The organism is Vibrio sp. 10N.222.52.B12, assembly GCF_002875385.1.
Classification (GTDB): Bacteria; Pseudomonadota; Gammaproteobacteria; order Enterobacterales; family Vibrionaceae; genus Vibrio; species Vibrio jasicida.
The window spans coordinates 17,579-33,879 of sequence record NZ_MDAW01000095.1; the positions used below are offsets into that span (position 1 = coordinate 17,579).

At 44.5% G+C, this 16,301-nt stretch carries 12 protein-coding genes; 10 read left to right on the plus strand and 2 right to left on the minus strand.

The window, feature by feature from the left end:
* Nucleotides 1-76 precede the first annotated feature (76 nt).
* From BCT11_RS04250 to tssG, 10 genes are all read left to right on the plus strand, one after another.
* Entirely contained in the window at nt 77-1,396 is a 1,320-nt protein-coding gene (locus BCT11_RS04250; protein WP_102387272.1) for a hypothetical protein, read from the plus strand.
* Nucleotides 1,377-2,369, plus strand: coding sequence for a DUF2169 domain-containing protein (locus BCT11_RS04255; RefSeq protein WP_102387273.1), 993 nt, complete (start codon nt 1,377-1,379; stop codon nt 2,367-2,369). The genes BCT11_RS04250 and BCT11_RS04255 overlap by 20 nt, the downstream gene beginning before the upstream one ends.
* The gene (locus BCT11_RS04260) at nt 2,362-3,306 is read left to right on the plus strand and encodes a hypothetical protein (protein ID WP_102387274.1); all 945 of its coding nucleotides are present in this window, start codon (nt 2,362-2,364) and stop codon (nt 3,304-3,306) included. The genes BCT11_RS04255 and BCT11_RS04260 overlap by 8 nt, the downstream gene beginning before the upstream one ends.
* Nucleotides 3,307-3,539: 233 nt before the next feature.
* Nucleotides 3,540-5,546 (plus strand): protein kinase, encoded by a 2,007-nt coding sequence (locus BCT11_RS04265; RefSeq protein WP_198593914.1) that lies wholly within the window; start codon nt 3,540-3,542, stop codon nt 5,544-5,546.
* Between the two features lie 2 nt (nt 5,547-5,548).
* Complete coding sequence (tssA, locus tag BCT11_RS04270; RefSeq protein WP_102387296.1) at nt 5,549-7,126, plus strand: type VI secretion system protein TssA; 1,578 nt, start codon at nt 5,549-5,551, stop codon at nt 7,124-7,126.
* A 26-nt stretch (nt 7,127-7,152) separates the two neighbouring features.
* Nucleotides 7,153-7,659, plus strand: coding sequence for a type VI secretion system contractile sheath small subunit (gene tssB, locus BCT11_RS04275; protein ID WP_038867828.1), 507 nt, complete (start codon nt 7,153-7,155; stop codon nt 7,657-7,659).
* Between the two features lie 8 nt (nt 7,660-7,667).
* The gene (gene tssC, locus BCT11_RS04280) at nt 7,668-9,143 is read left to right on the plus strand and encodes a type VI secretion system contractile sheath large subunit (RefSeq protein ID WP_038878565.1); all 1,476 of its coding nucleotides are present in this window, start codon (nt 7,668-7,670) and stop codon (nt 9,141-9,143) included.
* 61 nt (nt 9,144-9,204) lie between these two features.
* Nucleotides 9,205-9,615 (plus strand): type VI secretion system baseplate subunit TssE, encoded by a 411-nt coding sequence (tssE, locus tag BCT11_RS04285; protein WP_038867824.1) that lies wholly within the window; start codon nt 9,205-9,207, stop codon nt 9,613-9,615.
* A 10-nt stretch (nt 9,616-9,625) separates the two neighbouring features.
* Nucleotides 9,626-11,374, plus strand: a complete 1,749-nt coding sequence (gene tssF / locus BCT11_RS04290; protein ID WP_042601595.1) for a type VI secretion system baseplate subunit TssF — start codon at nt 9,626-9,628, stop codon at nt 11,372-11,374.
* A complete protein-coding gene (gene tssG, locus BCT11_RS04295; protein ID WP_198593915.1) occupies nt 11,371-12,369 on the plus strand; it encodes a type VI secretion system baseplate subunit TssG in 999 nt (332 codons plus the stop codon). The genes tssF and tssG overlap by 4 nt, the downstream gene beginning before the upstream one ends.
* Before the next feature lie 55 nt (nt 12,370-12,424).
* On the opposite strand, the gene BCT11_RS04300 is transcribed toward tssG, so the two are convergent.
* Nucleotides 12,425-12,877 carry an Lrp/AsnC family transcriptional regulator gene (locus BCT11_RS04300; protein ID WP_009705245.1) on the minus strand — a complete coding sequence of 151 codons (453 nt, stop codon included), beginning with the start codon at nt 12,875-12,877 and terminating at the stop codon, nt 12,425-12,427.
* 32 nt (nt 12,878-12,909) lie between these two features.
* Nucleotides 12,910-16,299 carry a type VI secretion system membrane subunit TssM gene (gene tssM, locus BCT11_RS04305; RefSeq protein ID WP_102387299.1) on the minus strand — a complete coding sequence of 1,130 codons (3,390 nt, stop codon included), beginning with the start codon at nt 16,297-16,299 and terminating at the stop codon, nt 12,910-12,912.
* Nucleotides 16,300-16,301 lie beyond the last annotated feature (2 nt).

Consider the following 16,301-nt stretch of genomic DNA (forward strand, 5'->3'; position numbering starts at 1 on the left):
ATTGTTTCGAGTTAACTAACTGTTTCGTGTTAACTAATTGTAATCGCGTTATCGCACGCTAATAACGGATAAGTAGATGCGACAAAGAATCGGTGTTGAACACCTAAATGCCCCCATAACTAACCAGCTCGTTGAAAGCGCTTTAGCAAAAGCAGAGAAGGCGACCAACGAGCTTTCCCAATTGCCGGCATCTTGGCTGGGTTTCTGTAATGAAAAGTTATCGATAGCATCCGAGAGTCTCGGTTTTTTACTCAAACAACGTGTCCAAATCCACAAACGTGGTTACCCAAGCCGAGAGATTGAGTATCTCAAATTGATAGAACGTCAGATTGAAGAGCTCAAACAGGTTTATCTCTCGTTCTATCGACTTACCCCAGGGCTGTTCCATCAACTAAAAAAACAAGAACCAGAAATTTATGTTTGGCTCGCGCTACAGAATGAACTTGGTTCAGATATTGATAATCTATTAGTTGGCTTATCGGTACTTGAAGAGTTAGATAGCAACACTGCGATGGTGTTTGTGACTCAATCGCCCGTTGAACACCTCGACAGTGTGATGTCAGAACTGATTGAAGGTAACTCGAAAACAAGCGCGTTTTATTTTGAATGCTTACGTGTAAGGCAAGCATTAAGCGTTGCTCTGATCAAGCGCTGGCATAAAGCGGAAATCATTCGTTCCAATGTCGCATTACCCCTGTTGGCATTACAAGATGTAGAAGAGGGCATTGAGTGGATTGATGAGCATGCGAATGGTGAGCAGTATCTGTTCGAACGCTTGATCACCAAACGTGATAGAAGCACTTGGTTCCGCCAGTGTTTTGGTATTGAACCGAGTGGATTGCCTTCGGCACAAGTGCTGACTTTCGCCAAACTTTTGGAGCTCAAAGAGTTTGAATCCTTTGATATATCTTCATCGCTGGCACCTGTTGATTTTGCACTAACGGGTGATTGGAAATTGGTGCCTGAGATCATCGAGCAGTTAGAACGACTAGAAGAAGATGAAGGCGAGGTTTGGATTCAAGCCCTGTATGTCGTCTACGGAAAGCTCCTTCCTCTTACTCCTCAAGAAGTGGGTGTTGATTATGAGTGGGAAGAGATTGTCGATTTACTCAATGAGTGGCTTGAAGACGACAAGTACGTTCAAAACTTACCAAGTCGTTTGGGGTATTCACTGAGTTTCGAATCTACTTTGGCAGCAATGCAAGATGCCAATATAGACGTGATGTTTCGTGATTGGCTATGGCGACAACTCTGTATTCAATCTAGGGCTTATGTGCCTTGGGATATGGCGATGCCAATTCACCAACAAGATTGGAACTTCAACAACTTAAAAGCAGCACCTTCTGCGAGCGAACGATTCAACTTAAGGAATAGCAATGCAGTTATGGGACATTGAAGCGCACCCCGAGCTATCGCTTAAAGGGCGCTTTCAGCGTGATGAAAACGGCGATGAAGTGTGGGTTGTTGTCGCGAAGCGTACTTGGCAGTTTGATGGTGCAGTATGGCATGAGTTGGGCGAAAGCGAGATTTTTGATGATCCTCAATATTTAGGAGAAGAAGGCTTCTCAGCAATGAAAATGGACTATGAATTCGCCTATACCAAAACTAATACTGACGTGCTGGTCTACGGAAAGGCGCGCAGTTATGCGAAGAAACCGGTGACTTACCAAGAGTGCCGCGTGTTGATTGATGGCCATATCGACAAGACACTTGCTATTCACGGGGAACGTGTATGGGTAGAGCATGGTGGCAGTATTACGCTCAGCAAACCGATTCCTTTCATCGAAAAAGACATTGACTATACCTGTGCCATTGGCGGTGACTTACGGAACCGTATTGGTGGCGGTGTTGCCGATTCCAGTAAAGAATTAGTTGAGCAAAAGGTGCCTTCGGTGTTTTATCCAAAAGAAGATTGGAGTGCGACAGGGAAAAAACTGCGTGTGGCCGGTTTTGGGCCGATACCTCCGTTCTTTGAATCTCGTCAAAAGTTGGCGGGTACGTTTGATGACGATTGGATTGAAAACCGCAAACCAATGTTACCGGTCGACTTCGATAGACGCTTTTTCCAAAGCGCACCTGTTGACCAACAATGTAAAGGTTTCCTTCACGGTGGTGAACGTTTGATGATGAGTGGCTTTTGTCATGACGATACGATTTCATTTCGTATCCCTAAAGAAAAATACCGTGCGCTTGCTACGTTCAAACAAGATACTTATCAAGCCGATATGTCGATGTATACCCTATTTGTCGATGCTGAAAAGAAAACGATTTCAATCAGTTATACCTCCGCATTTCCTTGTCAGGGGAAAGAACACCTGTTGGTATCAACGTCCATCACGAAACTGGCAGAGGTAAGTGAGCATGCATAATTCGACAGGCCGCTATGTCTTAGGAATGGAAGTGATGACGCCGATGGGCATGAACCTCGATATCTCAAGCAGTGTCGCTCATGCTGATTTAGCCAGATTTGAACAAATCGTTGGAGAAGACGGGATTGAGCGCTTTACCTACGCGAAAATCGAATACACCAAAGACTCTGAGTTGTTAGAAAAAACGTGTGAGATAACGAGTTATCTACTCGATTCTTTATTGATGCAGTTACCGCGTTCTTTGAAACCGATTCCATTATTGATCGCCGTGCCAAGCTCTGTCTCTCTAGTAAAGGTGCAGGAATGGCTTGGTGAAAGTGACTATTCTGACTTTCTTTCTGTGGTCCAAGCAGTGCATGCAAGCGGGCCTAGCTTTGTGCTACAAGCCATGAAATCACTCGATAAATACGACGCCATGATGTGTGTGAGTGTCGATTCGTTAGTGAGCTCTCTTGACTCGTTAATAAGTGAAGCAATGGTTATGAGTACCAATAATCCATGGGGCGTTATTCCAAGTGAAGGTGGTGCGGGGTTGATTCTGTGTCGAAGAAATACAGTAGAAACATTAAAACTCAACCCCCAAGCGCAATTAGGCTATATCGATACGGAATTAAATTCGTCAGATAGAAGAGGGATGTTTCGGTTGGTTCAACGTTCAAGTAAAAAACTGGCATCCTTTGGTGAGGTTTTTTCGGATATGTCAAACTTACGTGCTCACACTGAAGATTATGGTTTCGCTTTGGGTGCAAAGGCGGAACGCTTTACTTATCCAGAACAACCTCAACTTATCAATGAGTTATGGGGAACGATGGGAAGCTCATCTTCGCTTGCTTTGGTCGCTTATGCTGTTAAAAACCACCACTTTAACCAACCTACATCATTGCTGATGTTTGATTTTAATGGTGATAAAGGGCTACTCCAATTATTAGCCTGTTAATTGGATCACACACTTATAAATAGTGAAATAGGCAAAGTTTTTATGATCGGTATTTAAGATGTCAAAACAAGGGAACTAATGTAGTGAAAGCGTAAGTCAAAGCGACTTATAAATTAGTAATTATCACTAAAGTAATAGACTTACTGTTCGTTTTAAATACCAGCCTTGAAACAAGGTTGTTTCAGCCAATATTATTTCTCTCTAATAATATTTGTTCGATGAAAGAGTGCAGAGTGTCTGATAAGCAGGGAGCAGCCAAAGGATATATTAATCAATTGGTTGTTAAAGCCATTGAGAAAAAGAAACAGAACGAGCAAAGATTGGCGCAAAAAAATAAGCCAAAGCTTGAGTACGTTCTTTTTTCGCAATTTGATGTACTAGACACGCTGTCTTCAAAAAATGGTAGAACTACGGTTTACCATCTCGCCAAGAAAGGCCAGCCAGAAAAACAAATCTGCTGCAAAGTCGTCAATGAAGAGGCGCCAGAAGTTGCCAGCAAAATGTTGGTAAATGAAGCCAGTCGACTAGAGATTTCCCAGCATCCAAGTGTTGCTGAGTTTATTAAAGTCGGCAACGAGTTCGAACGTCCGTATTTGATGTATGAGTGGATTCAAGGCGAATCTCTCGCAGAAAAAATGGAACGTCACTCGACTAAGGGCTTTCGTCACGATCACATTGCTTGGCTCGTGTATCAACTGGCTGGCGCGCTTGAGTTTATGCACACCAGAGGCATCTGCCATCTCGATATCAAACCATCAAATGTGCTTGTCAGTGAGGGCGATTACGTCAAGCTGGTTGATTTTGGTGCGGCTCGTTATATTGGTGAGACTGAGACACATGCCGAAGCCAGTCTGAGTTACGCTTCGCCGCTTTATCTAGAGACAGGCACAACCGAGCCACAAGACGACGTATATTCTCTAGCTTTACTAACCGGACATCTATTTATCGGTGCTATTTTTGGTGATGCTTGGCATAAACAGTTAAAAGATCGCAAGCGACCTGCACTCATTCCCAACCACATTTGGAAGCTGCTGAAGCAAGTCATCAATAATCCGAGAGGGCATGGCTATACAGCCATCTCATTTGCCCAACAGCTCGCACGTATTGATACGCAGTCGATTGATTCACAATCAAACGCGCCAATTTTTAGTAGCTTACGCAATGCAGATTTATTACTGACGCATTGCAAACCGCAAGATAAGTCTGGCTATGGACGTTTCAAAATTTTAGAGGCGAGTTTGGTGCTCAGCGTGATTGCGATTACTGGCAGCTACTTGTACCAACAAAACCAGCCAGAATGGAAAACCATTGTTAAGTCTGAGCCATCGATTTCACAGACTGAAACACCTTTGGTTAGTACGATCAAGCCAGCACAGACGGCCTCTTTCTTAGCGCAGCCACCCTGGGATATTGAATTCGCTCTTAATGATATGGAAAAGAACGTGGTGACTACTGCGCCATATCGTGAAGCTTTCCAAGTGCAACAGATGAAACTGTCTAAGTTGTACAAGAAGAACCAAAGCCAGTTGACCGCTTATCAAGACTTAGCGGATGACTTACCAAAAACCTTAGTCGATATTCGCAAAGAGTTGGTTACGTTGCGTGAGAAGCTTGTCGATGATGGAGCGCTGTTTCCTTATGCTGATAAAACCCTGACCAAAGTGATGGCAGGTTTGAACGTTGCTGCGGTTGATTCAATGAAACTGTCTGCCGTTGCGGGCAGCAAAGATGAGCAAATCACTAATTTGATTTTATCGGGTGAAGCGAAGCAAGCAGATGATGAAATGAAAGCGGCTTGGTTACTCAATCAGTCAGAAGCTTATTTCTACAGCCAGGTACTGCCGAAACGAGTCTTAGAAAGCATTAATGAATCCATTGAGCAACATGCGAAGGACCACTACTACACCAAAGCGATTGACGAAGCGAAAGCCGCAAAAGCTTACTTTGGTAATTCGCCAGAACTCAGTAAAAAAGTGAAAGATCTGATTGTCGCAAGAAGTGAATTCATCTTGTTTAGCACAGTGACAGAACAGTCCATTTTTGATCAGCAAAAACTGCATGACTCACTGGCGGATCTAGAGCGTAACGCACCCAAAAAATTCAGTGAGATTACCGAGCTACTTAACGGTATGGCATCAGATTCCATCGACAAAAGTCATCAACTGTCTAAACCAGCACGTGGTGCGATCGCTGTGGAAAGAGCCATTAAAGATTATCTTTTATCTGAAGGGCGAGGTTAGTGATGTCAGTGATTGATATTGAACGTTTGCTTACGCCAATTTCAGACGCAAATCCAGTCGGTGAAGACGCGCGTTACGAGTTTTGCTACGAAATGATGGAAGCCGAAGTGAAGAAGTTTGGCTCTTTGTTTGGGGAAACTGTGGAATGGGGTGTCGTCAAAACGCACGCTACCGAGGTTCTTGAACATCACAGCAAAGATCTTAAGGCGATTTGTTATCTCATTCGTGCACTTACAGAAGAGTCAGACTTGCAAGGTTTTGAACAGGGCTTGCAGCTGCTTAATGGGGCGTTAACGAAGTTTGGTGCGAATCTTTACCCAACCAGAAAGCGAGGTAGAGATGGCGCCGTTGAGTGGTTAAACCATCAGTTTAAACTGGTAAGCGGTAAATTAGCGGAAAGTACACAACCTTGGGAGCTTGTCTCTCGTTGTATCAGTACGATTGAAGACGTACAGCGCCAGTTTGATGATGTTTTCCAAGATTCAGAGGCGGATTTCTTTGAGATTCGTACCCAGCTGAATATCTTATCGCAACAAGCTGGAGCGGACTCTCACGAGGCGGGTACGACATCTTCAGCGGAACAAAGTGCGTCCGCTCAATCTGTACAAGCGGAAAACGCAGAAGAAGCCCCTAGGCCAGTAGCGGAGCAACCATCAAGCAGTCAAAGCGTATCGGTTGTAGCTAAACCGAAAGTGGCCAAAAAAGCCGCGGCGCCGGAGGTTGATGTTGATACGGATTTCTCCTCACCAACTGCTTCTAAACGCACCTTGAAGAAGGTTGCGGAGGTCATGCTTTATTCCAACGCGAGCGATCCACTTGCCTATCGAATTTATCGTCATCTGACTTGGGATGACATTGATGACTTACCCGATCATCAAAACAACGAAACACCGCTCAGTTTAGCGGTCTCTTCCGATCAACAAGCGGAGTATCGTGACAAGGCCAACCAAGAAAGTGATATCGATACGATTAAGCGTTTAGAGCGCACACTAACCGATGCGCCTTTTTGGCTGACGGGCCACTTCTATGTCTATTCAATGCTCACCAATCTGGGCTTTGACGATGCCGCAACGGCGGTGAAGCAAGAGGTGAGACGTTTCGTTGAATCACTGGAAGGCATTGAACACCTTTCATTTAAGAATTCTATACCATTTGCGGACGAAGCAACTTTGGCTTGGTTATCGACTCAAGTTGCAGGTTCATCGGGCTCGCCAGCGGTCATTCAGACCGTGGTGATTACCGAGGACGATTCGTCGCTAATGGAGGATATCACCCTAGAAAACCTAGGGGAGCGTGCTGCAGAACTTGCTCGCAAACTCGAACTGGATAGCTCGGGACGTGGGCAATTTTTGCTGTATTTACAATTGATAACAGCTTACCAGTCTGTTGGATTATACCCGTTGTGCTTGCCGTATCTTGAGAAGGGTTGGGATGTACATCAGGAATTTAATCTTGAGAGCTGGGAACCACACTTATCTTTGCAACTAAAAGACCTAATTCGAAAAACACTCCATCCGTTATTCCGAACCAAGGATCTTTTACCTGCCAAGTATGAACAGTGGAAAGCAATTTATGACTGATTACAGAGTTAGATAAGGAACTAATTATGTCACGTGACGGCTCGGTGGCTCCTAAAGAGCGAATTAATATCCGTTATGTTCCAGCAACTGGTGATACGCAAGACGACGTTGAACTGCCGCTGAGCATGATGGTGGTTGGTGACTTTACTGCACGTGCAGATGAGACGCCAATCGAAGAACGTACGCCAATCAATATCGACAAAGACAACTTTAACGAAGTGCTAGAAGGCATGTCTCCAAACGTTAGAGTAAACGTTGAAAACCGCCTTTCTGATGAAGAAGGTGCGCAAATCGGTGTTGATCTAACGTTTGAAAACATGAAGGACTTCTCTCCTGAAGCGATCGCGAAAAGCGTACCAGAGCTAAATAGTCTGCTCGAGCTTCGCGAAGCCTTGGTTGCATTGAAAGGTCCTCTAGGTAACGTTCCTGCGTTCCGTAAGAAGATCGCATCGGTTCTTCAAGATGAAGAAGCGAGAAAGAAACTGTTGGATGAACTAAGCATTGGCAACGACCAAGAAGCGAAAGAAGAGTAAGGGATATCATGTCTGCAGAAGCACAAGCGCCAGAACAAGAAGCAGCCTTAGTTGAATCAGGGTCACTTCTGGATAGCATTCTTAACGAAACTCGTTTAAAGCCAAGTGATGAAGGTTTTGATGTTGCAAAACGCGGCGTAGAAGCATTCATCAGTGAGCTACTAAGCAGTTCGACCACAGAGAAAGTCGATCAATCTTTGGTTGACCTGATGATCTCTGAAATCGACCAAAAATTGTCAAAGCAAGTTGATGCCATTCTTCACAACGAAGAAGTGCAAGCCATCGAATCGACGTGGCGTGGTCTTAAGTACCTAGTTGACCATACTGACTTCCGTGAGAACATTCAGATTGAACTGATCTCTGCGAAGAAAGATGAAGTACTAGACGATTTCGAAGACGCACCAGAAGTGGTGAAGTCTGGTCTATACAAACAGATCTACACTCGTGAATACGGTCAATTTGGTGGTAAACCTGTTGGCGCGGTAATCTGTGATTACGACCTGTCTGCATCATCTCCAGACATCAAACTGATGGAATACATGGCGAACGTAGGTGCGATGTCTCACGCACCGTTTATCACGTCTGCATCTTCTAAGTTCTTTGGCCTAGACAGCTACGAAGAGCTACCAAACCTAAAAGACCTTAAGTCTGTATTTGAAGGCCCACAATACACGAAATGGCGTGGCCTGCGTGAGCACGAAGACGCACGTTACCTAGGTCTGTGTACGTCTCGCTTCATGCTTCGTACGCCTTACTCGGTAGAAGATAACCCAATCAAAGCATTTGATTACGACGAGCAAGTAACAGACAGCCACGACAACTACCTATGGGGTAACTCAGCGTACGCTATGGCGTCTAAGATCAGCGAATCTTTCGCTAAATACCGCTGGTGTCCAAACATCATTGGTCCTCAAAGTGGTGGTGCGGTTCAAGATCTACCGGTTTACAACTTTGAAGCGATGGGCCAAATCGAAACTAAGATCCCAACTGAGATTCTTGTTTCTGACCGTCGTGAATACGAACTGGCAGAAGAGGGCTTTATTGCGCTAACGATGCGTAAAGGTTCTGACAACGCGGCATTCTTCTCGGCGAACTCTATTCAAAAACCAAAAGTGTTTGCGAATACGCCAGAAGGTAAGCAAGCAGAGATGAACTACAAGTTGGGCACACAGTTGCCTTACATGTTCATCATCAACCGTCTAGCACACTACATCAAAGTGCTACAGCGTGAGCAAATCGGTTCTTGGAAAGAGCGTTCTGACCTAGAAATCGAATTGAACAAGTGGATTCGTCAGTACGTATCTGATCAGGAAAACCCGCCAGCAGAAGTACGTGGTCGTCGTCCACTACGTGCTGCGAAGGTTGAGGTATCAGACGTAGAAGGCGATCCAGGTTGGTACAAAGTATCAATGTCTGTACGTCCTCACTTTAAGTACATGGGCGCAAGCTTTGACTTGTCACTAGTTGGCAAGCTAGACCAATAACCCATTGCTGATAATATCAAGCAGCCAGTGAAGACTGGCTGCTTTTTTCGTAGGACCGGATATGGAAAAAGGTTATCGTCTTTTAGAGCGCATCGAGCTTGGTGAGCCCAAAAACTGCTACGAGAAAGTCGTTTCTCATCGTCATTTAATCGAATCCATTCACTCGCATTTGGCGGATTTGCTCAACACGCATTCGGGCAATGCGATGATAGATAGTGAATACGGCTTACCTGACTTTAACGACGTACTCTCCAACAATACGAACCTCGTTCGCCACATTCAAAACAACATCACTTCAACCATAGAACGCTTTGAACCGCGATTGCTGAATGTCGAGGTTCATTACCGAGAAGACCACCACAATCCTTTACAGCTTGGGTTTGGTATTCGAGGTGAGGTTTCCCATAACGGCGGTAAAGTCCCAATGTCTATTGACGTCTACATGGGAACTGACGGCCAATTTAACGTTTAGTAGGTGCCACTTGAGTAACAGTAAATACTTCCAAGATGAACTCACGTATTTGCGCGAATCGGGTAGTGAGTTTGCCAAATATCACCCCAAGTTAACGCACTTCCTCTCAGAAGGCACTTTCGATCCAGACGTTGAGCGGCTACTGGAAGGTTTTGCTTTTTTAACGGGGCGAATTCGCGAAAAGATTGATGATGAGTTGCCAGAGCTGACGCAATCTCTTATGACGTTGCTGTGGCCGCACTATATGCGTTCTATTCCTTCTCTGTGCATCAGTGAACTCAAACCTCACACTGGTAGTGTCACTGAGAAAACCGTGGTAAAACGTGGCGCAGAAATGGCGAGCGAGCAGGTAGAGGGAACGCAGTGTTTATTCCGTACATGTTATGACGTCAACCTTTACCCGATTACGCTGACCAATATTGAACAAACCAACAGCCGCACGAGCTCTTCGATTGATGTAACGTTATCAACAGAGCATGGTTTGGAACTTTCGCGCATTGGTTTAGATACGTTACGTCTTCACCTTCATGGTGAAATTCATATTACGCGCACCGTTTTTCTTTGGTTATTCCGCTATTTAGATTACGTTGAGCTGGATGTCGGTGGTGGCTACAAACATCGCCTTGGCCCTGAATATGTCGTGCCAGTTGGGCATGAAGAAGATGAAGCGCTGTTGCCTTACAGCAAAAACTCGTTTGCCGGTTACCGCTTACTGCAAGAATTCTTCTCTCTTCCAGACAAGTTCATGTTTTTTGACATCAAAGGTCTAGAGTGGCTAAAAGGAATTCCACAGCGCAGTACAGTCAAGGTGAAGTTCCATTTTAAGCGTGCTTTACCTTCTGAAGTGGTTTTGAAAGATAAGCACTTAAGATTGCATTGTACGCCAGCCGTTAACTTGTTCGAGAAAGATGGTGATCCGATTCGTTTAGAACATCGACGAAATGAATACAAAGTTCGTCCTCAAAGCAACAGCCAAGAACACTACGAGGTGTATGCTATTGAACAGGTAGAAAGCTGGAGCAAGGATGAACGTCGTCGTAAACCATTAATTGAATTCGAATCGTTTGAGCACCAAATCAACCAACGAGACAAGCGTGAGTTCTACAAATCCAAAGTAGGCGAACGAGTGAGCGGTCGTGGCCTTGAGCGTTATATCTCATTCCATACGCACAATGGCGACATTGCCGATTTGGGAACCGAAACGGTCCTGATGAAGCTGCAATGCAGCAATGCAGATTTAGCTGAGCGCCTGTCTGTTGGGGACATTACCTATGCCACCCATAAATCGCCGACGTATGCGACGTTTAAAAACATCACTAAACCTACACAGTCAGTCAGCCCGCAAGTGAACGGTGAGCTTCAATGGCAACTTATCGCTAATATGTCACTGAACTATTTGTCGTTGGCAAATATCGATGTACTTAAAGTGCTTTTGTCTACGTATGATTTCCACTCTCGTGTTGACCGACAAGCACACCGAGCGTCGATTCACCGACTCGACGGCATTATCTCCTCTGAAATGAAACCGATTGATCGTGTGTTCCGCGGCGTATCAGTAAGAGGCAATCAGTTTAAGCTCGTAACGAATTCGAAGTTCTTTGTGAACGAGGGGGATATGTTCTTAATGGCGAACGTATTGAACGAGTTCATCCGACTGTATTCCAGTGTGAACTCGTTTACAGAGCTGGAAGTTTTTGATGAAGCCAGCGGTGAAGTCTATAACTGGACGAGCCTAATTGGACAGCAGACGATTCTATGATTAATACACTCTCTGATAAGTCGAATGAGTTTAGCTTCTACCAAGCGGTTTTGTTGTTGGAGAAGCATTACCAACTGCAACCAGAAACTGACTTTGTCGCCGTGGGTGAAAACAAGTATTTTCATCAAGAGCGTATTGAGTTTAGTGTTTCACCAAACTTGTCATTTCCCAAGAGCGATATGGACTTTATCGCTCATATGGAAAGAAATGGACAGCAATACTCGCGCGTAGAGACGAATTTTCTCGGTTTACATGGTTCAAGTTCGCCACTGCCTGCGTCTTATACTGAAAAACTTGCAGGCCGCGACCCAGAAGACAACCCAGTTAAAGACTTTTTCGACTTCTTCCACAACCGCTACACGAGCTTGCTGTACCGCGTCTGGAAGAAATACCGGTATCACGTCCAGTACCAGAGCGGTGCAAGTGATGCGTTCTCAGGACGTATTCTACATTTAGCTGGTTTGTCTGGTGTCATGCAAGATTGCGATGTTGCGGAGTTGGATAGAGCGAAAATTCTCTCTTACGTCAACCAACTCTCAACACGTACGCGCTCGCCTAAGCTTATCTCCGGTATTGTTGCCCACTACTTTTCTTTACCTAATGTCCGTATTGAGGAGTGGGTTCATCGTCGAGTAGAGATTGCAGAATGCCAACGTAATAAACTAAACCGAGCAAACTGTGTGCTAGGTCATAGTTTGCACTTAGGGCAAAGCATTTCGGATTTGAACGGTAAGTTTAACCTTTGTATCGATAACATTGATTTTGAGACGTTTAGAAAGTTCTCTTATGATGGCGAGTTGCACAATACACTGGTGGGACTGATGCGGTTTATTTTGCGAGATCCAATGTCTTGGGACCTCAAGCTAACGGTTAACTTAGACTCAATACCAGAAAACAATCTCGGTCAAGGTGAAGGGAACAGCCTGGGACAAAGCTTTTGGCTTGGTAACCCTAGTTATAAAGACGCCAAGATTCGCGTGATTGGAAGCATATAAGAAAGCCGCTCAATTGAGCGGCTTTTTCGTTTGAGAGCTATTTTACTTATTAAGCCTAGCGACTGATTGGCTGGTGCAGAACCACCGTTGTATCAAGTTTTTGAATCCCACTGAATGATTCAATCTCGTTACACAAGTGGTGGATTGATTGAAGGTCTGGCGCTTCGATAAGAGCAATAATGTCGAAGCTACCACCAACAACACTGGTTAAACGAACTTCAGGAATCTCTTTTAAGGCACTTGTTACTTCATTTTTTTTGCCTTTTTCGCAAGAGATGAGCAGGTAACTTGCCGCCTTTCGACCTTCGTTCTCTACTCGGATCTGAGCGGTATAGCCTTTGATGATCCCCGTCTTTTCTAACCTGTTAATTCTTTCTGCAACAGCAGTACGTGACAAACCGATGTTTCTAGATAGGTTCGCAATTGATTCGCGTCCGTTTGATAACAGACTGGAAAGGATTTTGCGATCCAACTTATCTAAGCCTTGTAAAGTCATGTTAGAAATCATGTGTTCTGCCTATTCTGGTTTTTATATTGTTATTAAATCGACTCTGGAAGTGTAAAGTTATACAGCTCAGCCAGAGTGAATGGGTTTTTCTGTGTCAATGGGGTGATACGTAGGCTCAAATCCCTTCCTGACACTTTTATGTCACTGACGAAGCTACCGTTATGAGTGTTTGTCAGGGTCGAATCACCTAGCAATCTGTATATCGCCCACTGACCACTCTTATTTAGAACGTGCTGCTTACCCTCGTCGGTTACATCTTGTATCGTGATACTAATATTGAAGTCACCATTCTGCGGTGGCCACTCCATCTCACGAATTCGGCTCGGACCGTGATAGTAGTTAATGTCAGTGTCAGCGATTTTCAAGCTGGCTCTGATCGCACTAGAATCAAGGTCTAATACTTTGGCGCTAAACGGAATATAAACTCGGTTTGTGCTCTTATTAATCAATGTATCTCGGATCACATTGTAATTACGCAATTGCACCAGCAGGGCAGGTGACAGTGGCATGGTTTCGCCATCTACCTGCTTTGGTGTCCATAAGTTTGTGTCGTAAAACGGCGCAAAGTTTTTCTGAATAAAGGTGTCTAACAAACCACCTGATGCAAACAGCAATTCGAAATCTTCGATTGAAATTTCTTCTGTTGCGGTAAGATCAAATGGATATTTACCAAGCCCTAGCTCCTTAAACTTGGTGTAAATCTCGCTATACCATTGGGTTTGAATGCCTTTTGAAGATTCTGCAATCATCACTGACCAACTTTGTTGGACAACATCCAACAACCAACTGCGTACAGGCTCTGGTGATTTTTGAGCAATCTGCTTAAGTTTGATAAGCGGATCGGCTTCTGTGCTGTTCATGCGGTGTTGAGCCGCTGCTAGTGCGGCCATTTGTGGGTCTGGCGCGTCAGCAATGTCTTTCATGTAAGTACGAACGCGGCTCAATGCGGCAATGGTTTCATCCCATGGAGTAGGGGAGTTCGGTGTTTCACTAACTTGCAATTGGTTGAGCAGGTGGAACGCTTGTTCTACACGCTTCATAAGCAAGTAATCTGGTTTCACTGCTTCTTCAACCGCTTCCGAAGCAGAATCAGCAACTTCTAACAACTTAGGGTTAACTTGTGAAATCAGTGCGTTTTTCTCTCCAACTGGTGAGAACTGAGTGTTGGCATACACTTGTTTCAACACGGTTGTCATCGGTGATGAAGGGCCTGAAATAAGGTCAATCGCGTTTGTCAGATCCCCAACGTTGTTGTAATGCTGAACCTTGAGCTCACTCAGTGCATTTCGCCAGTAGTTGATGTAATCGTCTGTGTATTTCTTACGTACTTGCGTCTTGAAATCATCTTGCTCTGTCTTCGTTGGGATAACATGGTTTGAAAGGCCAAGTACCCAGTTGTCAGTGATGACTTGCTGCGACATTAGATCTACACGAGGACGGTAGAAGGTGCTAAAACCAGTAGACGTGTAGATTTTGTCGATGATAAGACGGTTGTCGGCTAATGGCTCGTTGAACACATTGTTAAACTCAAAGCCTACCGCTCGTTGAAGATCAAGCGTACCGAGGTCGATGGCATCCGCTTGATTCAAAATGCCAGCGTAAACCAAGTCTACGTTTGAGTTTGCAAGTAAAGAGCGTCGAGTTGCGCGAACGATGTCCATGCTGATGTCGACAGAAGCAAACTGAGTACGGAAGTAGGCATCTAGATAGCGCATCGCCTGGTTTACTACATCAGGTTGACTGCTTAGCTCATTCATCATGGCCAATGTTTGATGACGCAAGAATTGAATGTCGCGTTTAGACGGGTCATTTAGCATCAAGTAGCCTTTTAGCAAAGGCAGTGAGCGGCTAAAGTCATCTTGGTTATGAGTCAGTTGTAGGCGGTAACCTTTTTCTACAACGGGCATCAGTTGTTGAGCCACTTCTTTTAGTAGTGCCTCGTAAGCAATCTTGGTGCTTTTATCTAAACGGCTGATGTTCAGTGGTAGAACTTCGTTATCTAGCTCTTTTGAGCCTTCTAACCAAGCACTGTAAGACGGCTGAATCGCACGAGTCGCATTGACTAACAGTTGATTAAAACTTGCTTCTTGCTCTGCTTGAGCGGTGTCATCGATACCAAGCAACTGGTTAATCACTCGTAAGTTACTGTCGAGTGTTCTAACGAAGAAATAGCCACCGCCAGCAAGAATGACAACAGACACAAACATCGCAAGATGACTTTGTCGTTGAATCAAACGTAGGTAGGTTTTGTTCTCACCCGCAAAATCGCTCTCTGGAAGGATCTGAGAATCGATCAGGAACCTTGAAAAGTAAGGAGTTTCTGTTAGCTGAGTATGCTCAGAGGCAATGATCGGTAAGTTGAAGTAGTTGCTGCAACTCTTCGCCAGCAGATTGTATTTACGACCGCCTTGTAAGCTTGAGCAGAAAAAGATTTCACGGATGTCTAACGAGTAAACACCACTGTTCGATTCACAGAGGCGCTCTAAGATGTAGCTAACCTCAGACTGAGCCAGTTCAAACTGTTTAGGAAAAGAAAGGATTGCCTGTTTTTCGTCGATCTCAGTTGAGTTTGCTGAAGAATCCAGAGCGTTACTTTCCAGCACTTTAACAAGGTTACGGTAACCGTCTTTGTAGTACTCAGTGATCACACCTTTTGCTTCTTTCAACGGTATAGAAAGGAACTCAACACGCGTTTTTAGTGAACTGAAATGAACGTACTCTTTAAAGCCATCCAGTTTATCCAGTTTAGACATCATCAAATACACAGGCAGTGCAGAGGATGTTTTCTCACTGATTGATGTCATACGTTGGAGTAATGCTGTCATGGTGTAATCTTTTTGCTCTGGCTCTGAAACAATCAGGAACTCAAAGTCGATAAAGAACAGACAACCAGCAAAAGGTTTTCTAGGACGATGACGAATCACTTCGTTAGTGAACGTATTCCACAGTGAAGCGTCGCTACTCGACACTTCTTGGAAAACTAAACGTTGATCAGGTTTGATGTACACCGCACCGTCAGACTCATACCATTCGAAGAAGTCATTTTTGGCCGTGCGTGTTCTGTCCATTGGTTTAATTGCACTGGAATTAAACAAAAATTGACGTCGTCCAGACCCTTTATTACCAATCATTAGATAGATTGGTTTTTTACCCGCGTTAGAAAGGAGAGGGCGAATCACCATGGAAAGCGCTTCTTCCTCTGTTTCTAGGCGCTGAGCCTTAGCGTTATTCTTTTTCTTAAACCACAAAGTGAATTGAAAAATAAGGTAGAAAGTGGCAATAACACCAAGACCAACCCAGAGATAAAGTTTGTCTGCGTCTTCAAGCCAGAATAAATACACCCCAGCCAGTATTGCGGCAAATAACAGTGCCACAAAGGTCGAAACCACGATCGGGTTTCTGAGTATTTTTTGTTTGAACATAA